The organism is Micromonospora sp. NPDC051227 (assembly GCF_044455385.1).
GTDB lineage: Bacteria > Actinomycetota > Actinomycetes > Mycobacteriales > Micromonosporaceae > Micromonospora.
Genome location: NZ_JBITET010000004.1, coordinates 656,848 through 673,175, shown reverse-complemented (window position 1 = coordinate 673,175; position 16,328 = coordinate 656,848). Strand labels below are relative to the sequence as shown.

Sequence of the window (16,328 nt, the reverse complement as noted above, 5' to 3'; positions counted from 1 at the left end):
ACCGGCACGCCCCCGGCACTCCCCTGATCCTTTCCCCGCCGGACCCCTAAGGTCCCCCGCTGAGGCTCCCGCCACGTTTCCGCCGGTCCCGCGTTCGACCCGACCCCGCCTTGGGAAAGACCCGTCCAAGGTGACACCATTCACCTCCCGTTCACCAGGCATCGACCCGCCCGGTGATCGACCGACGACGCGGGAGGGATCCTGATGGCCGAGGTGGGCGTCCCCAAGGTGAGCGTCGTGGTGCCGGCGTACAACTGCGGCCCACACATCGAGAAGCTCGCTGCCTCGTTGCTGCGCCAGTCGCTGCCCGCCGACGAGTTCGAAGCCATCTTCGTCGACGACGGCTCGACCGACGACACCGCGAAGCGGCTGGACCGGCTGGCCGCCGAGCACCCGCACATCAAGGTGCTGCACATCGAGAACTCCGGCTGGCCGTCGCGTCCGCGCAACCTCGGCGTCGACCACGCCCGCGGCGAGTACGTCTTCTTCGCAGACGACGACGACTGGTTCGCCGACGAGGCACTGGAGCGGCTCTACGCCTGCGCGAAGGCGAACGACGCCGACATCGTGGTGGGGAAGATGGCCGGGTACGGACGCCCCGTGCCCCGGGAGCTGTTCCGCAAGAACCGCTTCGACGCCACCCTCGGCAACTCCCCCCTGGTCGACAGCCTGACCTGTCACAAGTTGTTCCGGCGGTCGTTCCTCAACGAGCACGGTCTGCGGTTCCCGGAGGGCGGCAAGCGTCGACTGGAGGACCACTCACTGGTCATCCGGGCCTACTTTCTGTCCCGGCGCACCTCGGTGCTGTCCGACTACGTCTGCTACCACCACGTCCAGCGGGGCGACGCGCGCAACGTCACAGCGAGCGAGCTGGACCCGGCGAGCTACTTCGCCAGCGTGCGGGAGGCGCTGGACGTCGTGGACGCCAACACCGAGCCGGGTCCGCTGCGGGACCGGCTGCACCGGCGCTGGCTGCGCAACGAGATGCTCAGCCGGCTGCGCGGCAAGCGGCTGCTGAACGCCCGCGAGGCGTGGCTGGAGCAGGTCGCGCTGGAGATCCAGAAGATCATCCAGGACCGCTTCGCCCCGGGCGTCGCCGGTGGTCTGCCACCCCTGCTCCGAGCCGTGGCGTACCTGGCGGAACAGGGGCGTGTCGCGGACCTACGCAGGCTTGCCCGCTGGGAGGCGGGCATCGCCGCACACGGCACGGTCGACGAATTCCAACGTGTCGACCACGCCGTCACGGTGACCGTCGCCGCCGAGCTGCGCGCCGCGGACCAGCCGGTCGGGTTCCGTGCCGACGATGGCCGCGACGTGCTGATGCTCCCGATGGAGGAGGTCACCCCCGAGGTCCTCGACGCCACCGCGCAGGTGCGCAAGGCCCGCCTGGACCTGGTGGCCCGCCACCGGGAGACCGGTGCCGAGATCTTTATTCCGAACACCTTCCAGACCGAGCGGATCACCGGTACGACCGGAGCGGACACCGTCCACCTGGTGCACCGGGCCACCGCCACGATCGACTTCGCCGCCCTCAACGGCGGCCGGACCAGGGGCAGCTGGCAGCTCAAGGCCCGGATCACCAACGTGGGCTGGACCGAGGACGCCCGACTGCCGCTGGTGTTCATCTGCCGGGCCGACGGCTCGCGACCCCGGATCCGCGACGAGCGGAAGGTGTGGAACCGGGTGCGGTCGGCGGTAGGCCGGCGGATCAAGCGCTGATCCGCCCGCGGGGGTCTTGGAGTGGCGCCCTCGACCGATGGGCGGTCGGCTGCGAAACTGTGTGCCGGTCAGCGAGTGGGGGGTGTGGATGAGCAACGGCTGGGTGCTGCCCGACGAGGTGCTACGGGACGCACCGGCGTACACGCCACGTCCCGGTGAGCTCGCGGATCTGGAGCTGCTGCTGACCGGCGCGTACGCCCCTCTGACCGGTTTCATGACCCGCGCCGACCTGGTCTCGGTCAGCCGACGCGGCCGGCTGGCCGACGGCACACCGTGGCAGGTCGCTGTCGTTCTCCAGGTGCCGGCCGCCCTGGCGCAGAGCTTCGATCCGCGCGACCCGGCCCGCCGGGCGCTCGTGCTGACCGACGGGGAGGGCGCCCCGGCGGCCGCCCTGGACGTGGCCGACGTCTGGCCGGTCCGCGAGGGCGTGGCGGGAGTGGGCGGCCAGGTTCGGCGGCTGGGCGACGGTGGGCACGGTCCGTTCCAGCGGCTGCGGCGTAACCCGGAGGAGGTCCGTGCGCTGCTGCCCCCGGGCCGGGTGCTCGGGGTGATCGCCGATCGGCCGCTGCATCGTCCACAGCTCGCCCAGATCGCCCACGCCGCCCGCACCCTGGCCGCTCATCTGCTCGTGATGATCCCGGTCGGCGAGGGCGGTGCAGACGGGCTCCCGCCGGAGGCGCTGGTCCGGACGATCTTCGCCGCGCGGGACCGGATGCCACCCGCCACCCTGGTCGCGGTGCCGCTGTCGCACCGACGCGAGGAGATCAGCGACGCGTTGCTGCGCGCCCGCGTCTCGGCCGCGTACGGGGTCACCCACCTGCTCTCCACCGGGGAGATGCTCTCCGGCGCCGGGCTGCGGGTGCTGGTGCCGCGCGAACTCGCCTATGACAACCGGGACGGGCAGTGGCGTTGGCGGGAGGACATCCCACCGCGCAACCGCCGGCTCGCGCTGACCCAGCCGGAGATCGACGACCTGCTGGACCGGGGCTTCCCGCTACCGGAGTGGCACACCCCGCCCGCTGTGGCACGGGAGTTGGCCCGGGCCCGGCCGCCGCGTCGGCAGCGAGGGCTGGTGGTCTTCCTGACCGGGCTCTCCGGCTCCGGCAAGTCGACGATCGCCCGAGGGCTGGCGGACGCGTTACGGGAGAGCGGCGACCGTACGGTGACCCTGCTCGACGGGGACGTGGTACGCCGGGAACTCTCCGCCGGGCTGGGCTTCAGCAAGACCGACCGGGATCTCAACGTCCGGCGGATCGGCTGGGTGGCCGCCGAGATCGCCCGGCACCGTGGGGTGGGCATCTGCTGTCCGATCGCCCCGTACGCGGCGGCCCGAGCCACCGCCCGGGAGATGGCCCTCGCCGCCGGATCGGGTTTTGTGCTGGTGCACGTGGCCACCCCGTTGGAGGTGTGCGAGCGGCGGGACCGCAAGGGCCTGTACGCGCGAGCGCGAGCCGGCCTGCTCACCGGGATGACCGGCATCGACGACCCGTACGAGGAGCCGACCGACGCCGATCTGGTGCTCGACACCACCGACCTGAGCGTGGCGGACGCGGTGCAGGCCGTGCTGCACCATCTGACCGAGACCGGTTGGGTGGAGCTGAAGATCGCCACCGCCTGAGGCGTCGCCGTACCCCGTTCCTTCCACAGCTGAGCGGCACGCGCTAGTGTTCATCTTTGTTGGAACACGTTTGACCGCGTGAGGTACGTGGCGTCGGGGGAGGCACGGCTGATGCTCGCTCAGCAGCGGCAGGCGGCCATCCTGGAGCGGGTCCGCTCCACCGGCGGCGTCCGGGTCAGCGAGTTGGCGGGCGAGTTCGGCGTGTCCGACATGACCATCCGGCGTGACCTGGATGCGCTGCACGAGCGCGGCCTGCTGGCCAAGGTGCACGGCGGTGCCACCACGACCGGGCCGAGCTCGACAGACGAGCCGGGTTTCCACGCCAAGTCGGTCCGCCAACTGCCCGAGAAGGCGGCCATCGCCGACCGGGCGGCCCAGTTGGTCCGGCCGGGAGCGGCGATCGCGCTCTCCGCCGGCACCACCACCGCCGAGCTGGCCCGCCGGCTGGTGGACGTGCCCGAGCTGACCGTTGTCACCAACTCGCTGCCGGTCGCCGAGATCCTGCACGCCGGCGGCCGCCCGGACCAGACGGTGGTGCTCACCGGCGGCGTACGCACACCGTCGGACGCGCTGGTCGGTCCACTCGCGGTCGGGGCCGTCCGGTCACTGCACCTTGATCTGCTCTTCCTGGGCGTCCACGGCATCACCGAGCGGGCCGGCTTCACCACTCCGAACCTGATGGAGGCGGAGACCGATCGGGCGCTCGTGGCCGCGGCGGACCAACTGGTGGTGCTCGCCGACCACACCAAGTGGGGCACTGTGGGCATCTCCTCGATCGTCGCGTTGGCGGCGGCCCACGTACTGGTCAGCGACGACCGGTTGCCTCCACCCGCACGACGGGTACTCGGCGAAGAGGTGGGCGAACTGATCATGGTGAAGGCGAGGGGCGGGCCGCGTGACGCGCACGCCGACAACTGAGGGGACGGCGCCGTGAAGCGCACCGCGATCGACCTGGCCGACGGCCGGGAGCTGATCTACTTCGACGAGCGCGACGACGCGGTCCGCGACCAGCCGGACCGCCGGGACCTGCCGCCGCCTCCCCCCGCGTCGCAGCTGCGCTACGACCCGTTGACCGACGAGTGGGTGGCGGTCGCCGTGCACCGGCAGACCCGCACCTTCCTCCCGCCGGCGAACGAGTGCCCTCTCGACCCGTCGGTGGGCGACCGGCTGACCGAGGTCCCCGCACCCGACTACGACGTGGTGGTCTTCGAGAACCGGTTTCCGTCGCTGAGCGGTCGGGTGGCCGAGGAGCCCGGGGAGATCACCCCGTTCACACCGGTCCGGCCGGGCCTCGGCCGGTGCGAGGTGGTCTGCTTCACGTCGGATCACAACGCCTCCTTCGCCAGCCTGCCGCCGCGCCGGGTCCGCACCGTGCTGGACGCCCTCGCCGACCGCACCGAGGTGCTCGGCGCGCTGCCCGGCGTCGAGCAGATCTTCTGCTTCGAGAACCGGGGCGTTGAGATCGGTGTCACGCTGCACCATCCGCACGGCCAGATCTACGCGTACCCCTTCGTGACGCCGCGCACCCGCGCGCTGCTGGCCGCGGCACGCCGGCACGCCGAGCGGACCGGCGGCGGCAACCTGTACGCGGACGTGCTGGCTGCCGAGCGCGCCGCCGGCGACCGGGTGGTCACGGAGAACGAACACTGGACGGCGTTCGTCCCGGCGGCCGCCCGCTGGCCGTTCGAGGTGCACGTCGCGCCGCACCGCGTGGTGCCGGACATCCCGGCGCTCAGCGACAGCGAGCGGGACGCCTTCGGGCCGCTCTACCTGGATCTGCTGCGCCGCTTCGACGGCCTGTTCGACATGCCGATGCCGTACATCTCGGCCTGGCACCAGGCTCCCGTGCGGGTCGACCGCGAGCTGGGCCACCTGCACCTACAGCTGTTCAGCATCCGGCGGGCCCAGGACAAGCTGAAATACCTGGCCGGCTCCGAGTCCGGGATGGGCGTCTTCATCAACGACATCGCCCCGGAACGCGCCGCCGACCTGCTGCGCGCCGCCTGAGCAGCCCTGCTGTGCGCGGGTCCTGAGATTGCGCGGCATGAGCTTGGCGGGAAACAGGGCGCGGGGGGCCCGGGACAGGGCCCCCCGCAGGGAAGGGACGGCTGGCTGTGCACGGCACAGCCGGGAAGGCTGGCTGATCGGCGCACGGGTGCCGCGGGTCGACCGTGGTCAACCTTCCTTGGACGCGACTGGCATCTCGTCCATCCTGGTCAACGAGGCGCGCCGGCCGCAGTGACGCCGATCGGCGCGGCGGCGCCGGACACGCCGAAGCCCGCCGGCAGGGGTGCCGGCGGGCTTCGTTGACGCGGTACGCCTGGATCAGGCGGCGATCTTGCGGGCCAGGTTCTCGTCGAGCGCGTTCATGAACTCGTCGGTGGTCAGCCACGGGGCGTCGCGCGAAATGAGCAGCGAGAGGTCCTTGGTCATCTGGCCGCCCTCGACGGTGTCGACGATGACCTGCTCCAGGGTGTTGGCGAACTCGGTGACCGCCGGCGTGCCGTCCAGCTTGCCCCGGTGGGCGAGGCCCCGGGTCCAGGCGTAGATCGACGCGATCGGGTTGGTCGAGGTCTTCTCGCCCTTCTGGTACTGCCGGTAGTGCCGGGTGACAGTGCCGTGCGCGGCCTCGGCCTCGACGGTCCGGCCGTCCGGGGAGAGCAGGACAGAGGTCATCAGACCCAGCGAGCCGAAGCCCTGCGCGACGGTGTCGGACTGCACGTCACCGTCGTAGTTCTTGCAGGCCCAGACGTAGCCGCCCTCCCACTTGAGCGCGGCGGCGACCATGTCGTCGATGAGCCGGTGCTCGTAGGTGATGCCGGCGGCGTCGAACTCGGCCTTGAACTCGGCTTCGAACACCTCGGCGAAGAGGTCCTTGAACCGACCGTCGTACGCCTTGAGGATGGTGTTCTTGGTGGACAGATAGACCGGGTAGTTGCGGTCCAGTCCGTACCGGAACGACGCCCGGGCGAAGTCCCGGATCGACTCGTCGTAGTTGTACATGCCCATGGCGATGCCGCCGCCGGGGAAGTTGGCGACCTCCATCTCCATCGGCGCGCCGCCGTCGGCCGGGGTGTAGGTGATGGTCACCGTGCCCGGGCCGGGGACGACGAAGTCGGTGGCCTTGTACTGGTCACCGTGGGCGTGCCGGCCGATGATGATCGGCTTGGTCCAGCCGGGGACCAGCCGCGGCACGTTGGACATGATGATCGGCTCACGGAAGACGACGCCGCCGAGGATGTTACGGATGGTGCCGTTGGGCGACCGCCACATCTTCTTCAGGCCGAACTCCTCGACCCGGGCCTCGTCCGGGGTGATGGTCGCGCACTTGACGCCGACGCCGTGCTCCTTGATGGCGTTGGCGGCGTCGATCGTGACCTGGTCGTCGGTCTCGTCGCGGTGCTGGATCGACAGGTCGTAGTAGTGCAGGTCGACGTCGAGGTAGGGCAGGATCAGCTGCTCCCGGATCTGCTTCCAGATGATCCGGGTCATCTCGTCGCCGTCGAGTTCTACGACCGGGTTGTTTACCTTGATCTTCGCCATCGGCCGGCGCTCCTCTCGGGGGACACGTGCTCAAGCAGTACGAGCGTACTGCAATTGGGCCGGCAGCCCCCAGCCGGCCTCGACCGGCCGGCGGAACCGGGCTGCGCGGAACAGGAATGCCCTGGAATCATCGTCCGATGCCACTGAACCGCACCCTCGGGTCTATCACGGTCACCGCACTCACCGACGGTGAGGGTGCCTTCTTCCAGCCCCGGGCAGAGGCGTTTCCGCAGGCCACAGCGGCACACTGGGCGGAGGCCGACCGGCGCGACCCCGGCTCGGTGACCGCCGACGGGCAGTGGTGGCTGCCGTTCCGCAGCTTCGCGATCCGCGCCGGCGACGGGCCGGTCACGCTGGTCGACGCCGGGATCGGCCCGGCCGACGCACCCGCCGCGAGCTGGGCTCCCGTGCCGGGGCGGCTGCCCGCCGAGTTGGCCGCCGCGGGCATCGACCCCGCCGATGTCGACACTGTCGTCCTGACCCACCTGCACAGCGATCACATCGGCTGGGCGGTCACCGGCACGCCGGGGCAGCCGTACTTCCGGAACGCGAGCTACCTGCTGCAGCGCGCCGAGCTCGACGCGGCGGAGACGCTCAACCCCGGGCTGCCGGCCGGCCTGATCGCGCCGTTGCGCGCCGCCGGCCAGCTCCGGGTGGTCGACGGCGAGACCGCCCTCACCCCAGCGGTACGTCTGCTGCCCACCCCGGGCCACACCCCCGGCCACCAGTCGGTGCTCCTGACCTCGGCCGACGAACGGATGCTGCTCACCGGGGACCTGCTGGTGCACATGGTGCAACTCGTCGACCCCGACCTGGCGTACGCCCACGAGGAGGACCCGGAACTCGCCCGCACCTCCCGGCTGAACGCCCTACGCACCCACTCCCCCACCGTCCTGGCCACCCCCCACCTCCGCACCCCCTTCACCCCCCACCAGCCCACGAGGTCTCGAGACGCAATCTCGATCGAAAATCCGCGCACCCCACCTGGTTGATCACGAGGTTTGCGTCACCGCAGGCGCGATTCCTGACGCAAACCTCTTGATCGAGCGAGTCGGGGCGGGGGCGGGGTGGGGTCGCGCGGCGGGGTGGACGGCAGGTGGAGGGCGGGGTGGACGGCGAAGGGCGCGCCGGGTTTGCCGGCGCGCCCTTCGCTGGTGCTGCGGTTCGGGGGGAACTACATGCTGGAGATGTCACCCTGCTTGGCGCGAACGGCTTCCGCAGCCTCCAGGAGGCTGGCGCGCTCGTCGGCGTCCAGGTCGGTCTCGACGACCCGCTTGACGCCCTCGGCACCGATCTCGGCCTCGACACCCAGGTAGACACCGGAGATGCCGTACTCGCCGTCGACCCAGGCGCAGACCGGCATGACCTCGCCGGAGTCCTCCGCGACGGCCTTCGCCATCCGGGCTGCGGCGGCGGACGGGGCGTAGTAGGCCGAACCGGTCTTGAGCAGCGCGACCACCTCGGCGCCACCGTTGCGGGTCTTGACGACCAGCTCCTCGATCTGCTCGGCCGGCATGGCGTCGCGCAGCGGCTTGCCGTTGACGGTGCTCTTCGAGGGCACCGGGACCATGGTGTCGCCGTGCGAGCCCAGGGTCAGCGTGCGTACCGAGGCCACCGGCACGTTCAGCGCCTCGGCGACGAAGTTGCTGAACCGGGCGGTGTCGAGCATGCCGGCCTGGCCGAGCACCCGGTTCTTCGGGAACTGGGTGGCGAGCTGGGCCAGTGCGGTCATCTCGTCCAGTGGGTTGGAGACCACGATGACGACGGCGTTCGGGGCGTACTTGGCGACGTTCTCGGCGACCTGACGGACGATCTTGGCGTTGGTCTCCAGCAGGTCCATCCGGCTCATGCCGGGCTTGCGCGGCAGACCAGCGGTGATCACGACGACGTCGGAGCCCTCGATGCTCTCGTAGCCCTCACCGTTGGGGCCGGTGGTCACGCCGACCACCTTGGTCTCGAAGCCCTCGATGGCCCGGGACTGGTTGAGGTCGAGCGCGAGACCCGCGGGCTTGCCCTCCACGATGTCGGTGATCACTACGGTGTCGAAGACGTCGTACTCGGCCAGGCGCTGTGCGGTGGTGGAGCCGTAGAAGCCAGCCCCGACGACAGTGACCTTCTTACCCATGGTCGTCCCACTCCCTGATACCAGTCGGTTTTCCGGACCGTATCAGTCATCCTGGCACCGATCAGGCCAGGGGCGGCGGCCATCGCCGGGATGGGGTGAACGTCACCGCCGTCCTGGTTCGACACAACCGAGGTGCGGGTCAGCCGCGCTCGGCACGCTCGACGACGTTGGTGAGCAGCATGGCCCGGGTCATCGGGCCCACGCCGCCGGGCATGGGGACCAGCGCGTCGGCCGTCTCGGCCACCTCCGGGTCCACGTCGCCGGTGTAGCGGCCCTTACCGTCCGCGCCGATCACTCGGGTGATACCGACGTCCACCACCACCGCGCCGGGGTTGATCATGTCGGCGGTGAGCAGACCCGGTACGCCGGCCGCGACGATGACGATGTCCGCGGCCCGGGTGTGCGAGGCGAGGTCGAGGGTGCCGGTGTGGCAGAGGGTGACGGTGGCGTTCTCGCTGCGCCTGGTGAGCAGCAGGCCGAGCGGTCGGCCAACCGTGTTGCCGCGACCGACCACCGCGACGGTGGCCCCGCGCAGCGCCACGTCGTGCCGGCGGAGCAGTTCGACGATGCCGCGCGGGGTGCACGGCAGCGGACCGTCGTAGCCGAGCACGAGCCGACCCAGGTTGACCGGGTGCAGGCCGTCGGCGTCCTTGTCCGGGTCGATCAACTCGAGCACCCGCTGGGTGTCGAGGTGGGCCGGCAGCGGCAGTTGAACGATGTAGCCGTGGCACGCCGGGTCGGCGTTCAGCTCGGCCAGTACGTCGTCGACCTGCTGTTGGGTGGCGTCGGCCGGCAGTTCGCGGCGGATCGAGGCGATGCCCACCTCGGCGCAGTCGCGGTGCTTGCCGTTGACGTACGCCTGGCTGCCCGGGTCCGCACCGACCAGGACCGTACCGAGCCCGGGGGTGATGCCGCGTTCCGCGAGTGCCTTCACCCGGATGCGCAGCTCGTCCTTGATCTCCGCTGCGGTTGCCTTGCCGTCCAGAAGCGTCGCCGTCACGACCAGATCGTCTCACGGCCACCGCCTGCGGATCAGACGACCTCGCTCGGGCCGTCCACCGCCCTGTGCGGTGGGGCGGCCACCGGACGGGCCGGGAACCTGCGACGTGACCGCTACTGGAGTCACCGTGTGTGAGGTGTTGCTAGTCACTTTCGGTGACAATTTGTGGGTTCGATCACGGTCGAACCAGACAGGAAGGGCTAGCTCCACGGAGACCGGACGGCCGCCCCAGGCGGCGTCCAGACGGCCGGGCTAGGGCAAACACGTTGTCAACCATCGCGATTTCCGCAGGCCAATGTCGATAAACCCGATTTGGGGTAGCAGGTTCACTCGCCCCCGACAACTGAGGCAGCCCCGGACCGTTACCCACCCGCAACCGCGTCGTTGTCGAAGGCCCGTCGCCGACCTACCGTTACCGCTTGTTGCGCAGCGTAACCCAGCGTCGGGCCTGACTGCGCAGCGTGAGGAGATGAGGAGGCTCAATGCGAGTTCGTAGACTCGCCGCCTGGACCGCCCTCCCGCTCGCGGTGACGCTGGGCCTCGCGGCCTGCGGCAGCGGCGGAGACGGTGGATCCGGTGGCAGCGACAGTTCGGTGGTCAGCATCCAGATCGCCGAGCCGAAGCACCTGGTTCCCACCAACACCACCGAGACGTCCGGGTCGCAGGTGCTCGCCGGCCTGTTCAGCCCGCTCGTCGACTACGACGCCCAGAACAAGCCGTACGAGGTCGCCGCGCAGTCGATCACCTCGTCCGACAACAAGGTCTGGACGATCAAGCTCAAGGACGGCTTCACCTTCCACAACGGTGAGAAGGTCACGTCCGAGGACTACATCAACGCGTGGAACTACGGCGCGTATGCCCCGAACGGCCAGGACAGCAACTTCTTCTTCGAGAAGATCGCTGGTTACGCCGACCTGCAGGGCAAGGCGCCGAAGGCCAAGGAGATGTCCGGTCTGAAGAAGGTCGACGACCTCACCTTCACCGCGACGCTCTCCGAGCCGTACATCGACTTCAAGACGACGCTGGGCTACAACGCGTTCTACCCGATGCCGGATGCCGCGTTCTCGGCCCCGGGCGTGCTCAAGGACTCCTACGAGCAGGCCCCGATCGGCCAGGGCCCCTTCAAGATGAAGGGCACCTGGCAGCACGACAGCAAGATCGATGTCGAGCGCTACGACGCGTTCCCGGGCGAGAAGCCCAAGGTCAAGAACATTGAGTTCCGGATCTACCAGCAGCTCACCGCGGCCTACGCGGACGTCCTGGCGGACAACCTGGACGTGCTGCCCACGATCCCGACCGAGAGCCTGAGCACCGCGCCGAGCGACCTGGGCGACCGGTACAAGACCAGCCCGATGTCGTCGTTCCAGTTCCTCGCGTTCCCGACGTTCGACAAGGACTACAGCAGCCCGGACGTGCGCAAGGCCATCTCGATGGCGATCGACCGCGACGAGATCACCAAGTCGGTCTTCAAGGGTTCGCAGATGCCGGCTCGTTCCTTCGTCTCGCCGGTCCTGCCGGGCTACCGGGAGAACACCGCGGGCAAGGCCGGCGAGTTCAACCCGACCGAGGCCAAGAAGCTCTACCAGGCTGCCGGCGGTCCGTCGAAGATCGTCATCTCGTACAACGGCGACGGCGGGCACAAGGACTGGGTCGACGCCACGGTCAACCAGCTCAAGGCCAACCTGGGCGTCGACGCGGTCGGCTCGGCCGAGCCGAAGTTCGCCGACCTGCTGACCAAGGTCGAAAAGAAGACGCCGGTGGGTGCGTTCCGGATGGGTTGGGTCATGGACTACCCGACCATGGAGGACTACCTCGGCCCGCTGTACAGCACGAACGGCTCGTCGAACTACTACGGCTACAGCAACCCGGAGTTCGACAAGCTGGTCAAGGAGGGTTCCGCCGCCAAGACGCAGGACGAGGCGATCGCCAAGTACCAGCAGGCGGAGGACATCCTGGCCAAGGACATGCCGGTGATCCCGCTCCGCTTCGGCGAGAACGTGTTCGGCCACTCGTCCAAGGTCAAGAACGTGGAGATGGACCTGTTCCAGCGGGTCAACCTCGTCAAGATCGAAGCAGCCAGCTGAGCTGACCATGGATGCGGGCCACCCGGGCGACGATGCCCGGGTGGCCCCTACCGCGCCACCGGGGCCAGGCCGCAGCAGCGGACCCGGCGTCGGTGGCGCCGGCTCCCCCGGGCCGGACGGCACGTCTCGGATATTTCGGGTACGACCAGAGATGCCGTCCTGCGACCCTTTCGCACATTTCCGGAGAGACTGCTAAGCATGTTCCGCTACATCTTGCGGCGCCTACTGCAGATGGTCCTGGCGTTCTTCGGGACCACCCTGATCGTCTACGCGCTGACATTCGCCGGGCAGGGCGACCCGATCCAGGCGCTCGCCGGTGAGCGGCCGGTGACGCCAGCGCAACGGGCCTACCTGACCGAGAAGTACAACCTGGATCAGACGGGCGTCGGCGGCTTCTTCTACCGCTACTTCGACTACGTGAAGGACCTGCTCCAGGGCAACCTGGGCGAGTCGCTCACCGGTCGGAGCATCGGTGACATCCTCCAGCAGGCCTGGCCGGTAACCGTGCGGCTCGCGCTCATCGCGCTCGCCGTGGCGATCATCTTCGGTGTCACCGCCGGGGTCCTCGCCGGCATCCGCCGGGCCAGCATCTTCGACAACTCGACGCTGGTGCTGACCCTGCTGGTGCTGGGCATCCCGACGATCGTGCTGGCGCCGCTGGCGCAGTACTTCCTGGGCGTCAAGTGGCAGCTCTTCCCACCCACCGCCGGCTCCGACCCGACGTTCTACGCGCTCCTGCTGCCGGGCATCGTGCTCGGCTCGCTGTCGCTGGCCACCGCCCTACGACTCACCCGGGCCTCGGTGGCGGAGAACCTGCGCGCGGACTACGTCCGGACCGCCCGGTCCAAGGGCCTGGTCAAGCGGCGCATCGTCATCGTCCACGTGCTGCGCAACTCACTGATCCCGGTGGTCACCTTCCTCGGTGTGGAACTGGGCAACCTGATGAGCGGCGCGATCATCACCGAGGGCGTCTTCAACATCCCCGGCGTGGGCTTCAACCTCTTCCGCGGCATCCGCACCGAGGACGGCCCCCTGGTGGTGGGCATCGTCAGCGTGCTCGTCGTGGTCTACCTGGTCTCGAACCTGGTGGTGGACGTCCTGTACGCCGTACTCGACCCGAGGATCCGCTATGAGTGAGCGCAGCGACAGTGCCGTTGCCGAGCGCAGCGAGGTGCAGGCATGAGTGACTTTGAGACTGTGGCGGCCACCGAGAACCAGGCCGCACGACGTGGCCCCTCGGGGGAGCCGGGCACGCCCAACCAGGTCGGCGCCGCGAACAAGCCCCGCAGCCTGGCCGGGGACGCCTGGCGCGACCTGCGCCGCAACCCGATCTTCTGGATCTCGCTGGCGCTGGTCGTCATCTTCACCCTGATGGCGCTGCTCCCCGGGGTCTTCACCGCCAACAGCCCGAACGACTGCCTGCTCTCCCGGCAGCACGCCGGGCCGTCCGGCGGGGCCATCTTCGGGTACGACTTCCAGGGCTGCGACACGTACTCCCGGGCGGTCTACGGCACCCGGGCATCGCTGCTGGTCGGTGCGCTCGCCGCGCTCGGCACCGGAATCATCGCGCTGGTGATCGGCATGCTGGCCGGTTACTTCGGCCGCTGGGTCGACGCGGTGCTCTCCCGGGTGATCGACGTGGTGCTCGGCATTCCGCTGCTGCTGGCCGCGATCGTGCTGCTCAAGCGGGTGTCCAGTGACAGCCAGTGGGCTCGGATCGGCGCGGTCGTCTTCGTGTTGGCTCTCCTCGGCTGGACCACCGCCGCCCGCGTGGTCCGGTCCTCGGTGATCACCGCGAAGGAGCAGGACTACGTCGCGGCGGCGCGGATGCTCGGCGCCGGCAACAGCCGGATCATGTGGCGGCACATTCTGCCGAACTCGCTGGCCCCGGCGATCGTCGTGCTGACCATCGCGCTCGGCTCGTTCATCGCGGCCGAGGCAACGCTCTCCTTCCTCGGCATCGGCCTGAAGGCGCCCACCATCTCGTGGGGCCAGGACATCGACACCGGCCGGATCCACATGCGGGAGGCGGCCACCCCGTTGATCGTCCCGTCGACCTTCCTGGCGTTGACCGTGCTGGCGTTCATCATGCTCGGCGACGCGATCCGTGACGCCTTCGACCCGAAGCTGCGGTGAGAACACCATGACCGTCAATCCAACTCCCGCCTCTGCCACACCCGAGGGCGGTCACCTGCTGGAGCTGCGGGACCTGCACGTCGAGTTCCGCACCAACGAGGGCGTCGCCCGGGTGATCAACGGTGTGTCGTACCACCTGGACGCCGGCGAGACCCTTGCCGTGCTCGGCGAATCCGGCTCGGGTAAGTCGGTCACCGCTCAGGCGATCATGGGCATCCTGGACACCCCGCCCGCGTTCGTCCGCTCCGGCCAGATCCTCTACCAGGGTGAGGACCTGCTCACCCGCTCCGAGGAGCAGCGCCGGCAGGTACGCGGCAAGGAGATCGCGATGATCTTCCAGGACGCGCTCTCCGCCCTCAACCCGGTCTTCCCGGTCGGCTGGCAGATCGGTGAGACGCTGCGCCAGCGCGCCGGCATGTCCCGAGCCGACGCTCGCCGTCGTGCCGTCGAACTGATGGATCTGGTCAAGATCCCGGGTGCCGCCAGGCGGATCGGCGACTACCCGCACCAGTTCTCCGGCGGCATGCGGCAGCGCGTCATGATCGCCATGGCGTTGGCGCTGGACCCGAAGGTGCTGATCGCCGACGAGCCCACCACGGCCCTCGACGTGACAGTGCAGGCCCAGATCATGGACCTGCTGGCCGACCTGCGCCGGGAACTCAACATGGCGATGATCCTGATCACCCACGACCTGGGTGTGGTCGCCGGTGTCGCGGACCGGATCGCGGTCATGTACGCCGGCCGGATCGTCGAGCACGCCGACGTCCACTCGCTCTACAAGGCGCCCGCCCACCCGTACACGAAGGGGTTGTTGGAGTCGATCCCGCGCCTGGACGTTCGCGGCCAGGAACTGTCGACGATCAAGGGGTTGCCGCCGAACCTGATGCGCATCCCGTCCGGCTGCCCGTTCCACCCCCGGTGCCCCTACGTCCAGCAGGTCTGCGTGGACGAGGTGCCGCACGACCTGGTCCTCGGCGACGGCCGGACCAGCGCTTGCCACTTCGCGCAGGAGGTCCGTGATGACAGCGTCGCCCGCTAACAACACCAAGGTCCGCGGCGAGACCATCCTCTCCGTCGACAACCTGGTGAAGCACTTCCCGATCACTCAGGGCGTGCTGTTCCAGCGGCAGATCGGGGCGGTGAAGGCCGTCGACGGAGTGAGCTTCGAGCTGCGTCGGGGCGAGACGCTCGGCGTGGTCGGCGAGTCCGGCTGCGGCAAGTCCACCCTCGCCCGGCTGCTGATGCGGTTGGAGACTCCCACCTCCGGACGCGCCACCCTGGAGGGCAAGGACCTGTTCAAGGCCTCCGGGGGCGAGTTGCGCCGGCTGCGCCGCAACATGCAAATGGTGATGCAGGACCCGTACACCTCGCTGAACCCGCGGATGACCGTCGGCGACATCATCGGCGAGCCGTTCGAGATCCACCCGGATGCGGCGCCGAAGGGCAGCAAGGCCAAGCGGGTCCAGGAGTTGTTGGACCTGGTCGGGCTCAACCCGGAGCACATCAACCGATACCCGCACCAGTTCTCCGGCGGTCAGCGTCAGCGCATCGGCATCGCCCGCGCCCTCGCGCTGAAGCCCGAGGTGATCGTCTGCGACGAGCCGGTGTCGGCGCTCGACGTCTCCATCCAGGCCCAGGTGATCAACCTGCTCAAGCAGCTCCAGGGCGAGCTGGGGCTCTCCTACATCTTCATCGCGCACGACCTGTCAGTGGTGCGGCACATCGCCGACCGCGTCGCGGTGATGTACCTCGGTCGCATCGTCGAGATCGGCACCGAGGACGAGATCTACGAGCGGGCCACCCACCCGTACACCCAGGCTCTGCTCTCTGCCGTGCCGGTGCCGGACCCGGAGGCCCGCGACCAGCGCAACATGATCCGGCTGGTCGGCGACGTGCCCAGCCCGGCCGACCCGCCGAGCGGGTGCCACTTCCGGACCCGCTGCTGGAAGGCCCAGGACATCTGCGCCACCGAGGACCCCAAGACGGTCCCGAGGGCAGCGGACCCCCACCCGTCCGCCTGCCACTTCGCCGAACTCCGCCCGGCCCTCCCGGCCTAAGCGGCTTTCCAACCACGGTGATCATGGGGTTGACGGGCCGTTCCGT

General features: G+C 69.5%; 13 protein-coding genes. 10 read left to right on the top strand and 3 right to left on the bottom strand.

The window, feature by feature from the left end; all coding sequences use genetic code 11:
- Window positions 1-204: 204 nt before the first annotated feature.
- From ACIA47_RS14655 to galT, 4 genes are all read left to right on the top strand, one after another.
- Window positions 205-1,719: a glycosyltransferase family 2 protein gene (locus tag ACIA47_RS14655; protein WP_112726730.1), complete on the top strand. Its 1,515-nt coding sequence runs from the start codon at window positions 205-207 to the stop codon at window positions 1,717-1,719.
- Between the two features lie 88 nt (window positions 1,720-1,807).
- Entirely contained in the window at window positions 1,808-3,337 is a 1,530-nt protein-coding gene (gene cysC / locus ACIA47_RS14650) for an adenylyl-sulfate kinase (protein ID WP_203122191.1), read from the top strand.
- 111 nt (window positions 3,338-3,448) lie between these two features.
- On the top strand, window positions 3,449-4,255 hold the full coding sequence (locus ACIA47_RS14645; protein ID WP_203122190.1) for a DeoR/GlpR family DNA-binding transcription regulator: 807 nt from the start codon (window positions 3,449-3,451) through the stop codon (window positions 4,253-4,255).
- A 12-nt stretch (window positions 4,256-4,267) separates the two neighbouring features.
- Window positions 4,268-5,344: a galactose-1-phosphate uridylyltransferase gene (gene galT, locus ACIA47_RS14640; protein ID WP_396708122.1), complete on the top strand. Its 1,077-nt coding sequence runs from the start codon at window positions 4,268-4,270 to the stop codon at window positions 5,342-5,344.
- A 318-nt stretch (window positions 5,345-5,662) separates the two neighbouring features.
- Here the strand turns inward: galT and ACIA47_RS14635 are convergent, their stop codons facing one another.
- Window positions 5,663-6,880, bottom strand: coding sequence for an NADP-dependent isocitrate dehydrogenase (locus ACIA47_RS14635; protein ID WP_091406326.1), 1,218 nt, complete (start codon window positions 6,878-6,880; stop codon window positions 5,663-5,665).
- A 137-nt stretch (window positions 6,881-7,017) separates the two neighbouring features.
- Here ACIA47_RS14635 and ACIA47_RS14630 point away from each other — a divergent pair, with 137 nt between their 5' ends.
- Window positions 7,018-7,872: an MBL fold metallo-hydrolase gene (locus ACIA47_RS14630; protein WP_396708120.1), complete on the top strand. Its 855-nt coding sequence runs from the start codon at window positions 7,018-7,020 to the stop codon at window positions 7,870-7,872.
- 182 nt (window positions 7,873-8,054) lie between these two features.
- Here the strand turns inward: ACIA47_RS14630 and ACIA47_RS14625 are convergent, their stop codons facing one another.
- Together ACIA47_RS14625 and ACIA47_RS14620 are read right to left on the bottom strand one after the other, a co-directional pair.
- A complete protein-coding gene (locus ACIA47_RS14625; protein WP_112583765.1) occupies window positions 8,055-9,005 on the bottom strand; it encodes a malate dehydrogenase in 951 nt (316 codons plus the stop codon).
- Window positions 9,006-9,144: 139 nt separating this feature from the next.
- Entirely contained in the window at window positions 9,145-10,005 is an 861-nt protein-coding gene (locus ACIA47_RS14620) for a bifunctional methylenetetrahydrofolate dehydrogenase/methenyltetrahydrofolate cyclohydrolase (protein ID WP_396708118.1), read from the bottom strand.
- 482 nt (window positions 10,006-10,487) lie between these two features.
- Between ACIA47_RS14620 and ACIA47_RS14615 the strand changes: the two genes are divergently transcribed.
- The 5 genes from ACIA47_RS14615 to ACIA47_RS14595 all read left to right on the top strand — a co-directional run bounded on the left by ACIA47_RS14615 (window position 10,488) and on the right by ACIA47_RS14595 (window position 16,282).
- Window positions 10,488-12,089, top strand: a complete 1,602-nt coding sequence (locus tag ACIA47_RS14615; RefSeq protein ID WP_396708116.1) for an ABC transporter substrate-binding protein — start codon at window positions 10,488-10,490, stop codon at window positions 12,087-12,089.
- Window positions 12,090-12,287: 198 nt separating this feature from the next.
- Window positions 12,288-13,226, top strand: a complete 939-nt coding sequence (locus ACIA47_RS14610) for an ABC transporter permease (RefSeq protein ID WP_112583767.1) — start codon at window positions 12,288-12,290, stop codon at window positions 13,224-13,226.
- A 42-nt stretch (window positions 13,227-13,268) separates the two neighbouring features.
- Complete coding sequence (locus ACIA47_RS14605) at window positions 13,269-14,225, top strand: ABC transporter permease (RefSeq protein ID WP_396708113.1); 957 nt, start codon at window positions 13,269-13,271, stop codon at window positions 14,223-14,225.
- Between the two features lie 7 nt (window positions 14,226-14,232).
- On the top strand, window positions 14,233-15,264 hold the full coding sequence (locus ACIA47_RS14600; RefSeq protein ID WP_203125861.1) for an ABC transporter ATP-binding protein: 1,032 nt from the start codon (window positions 14,233-14,235) through the stop codon (window positions 15,262-15,264).
- Window positions 15,245-16,282 (top strand): ABC transporter ATP-binding protein, encoded by a 1,038-nt coding sequence (locus ACIA47_RS14595; protein ID WP_396708111.1) that lies wholly within the window; start codon window positions 15,245-15,247, stop codon window positions 16,280-16,282. The genes ACIA47_RS14600 and ACIA47_RS14595 overlap by 20 nt, the downstream gene beginning before the upstream one ends.
- Window positions 16,283-16,328 lie beyond the last annotated feature (46 nt).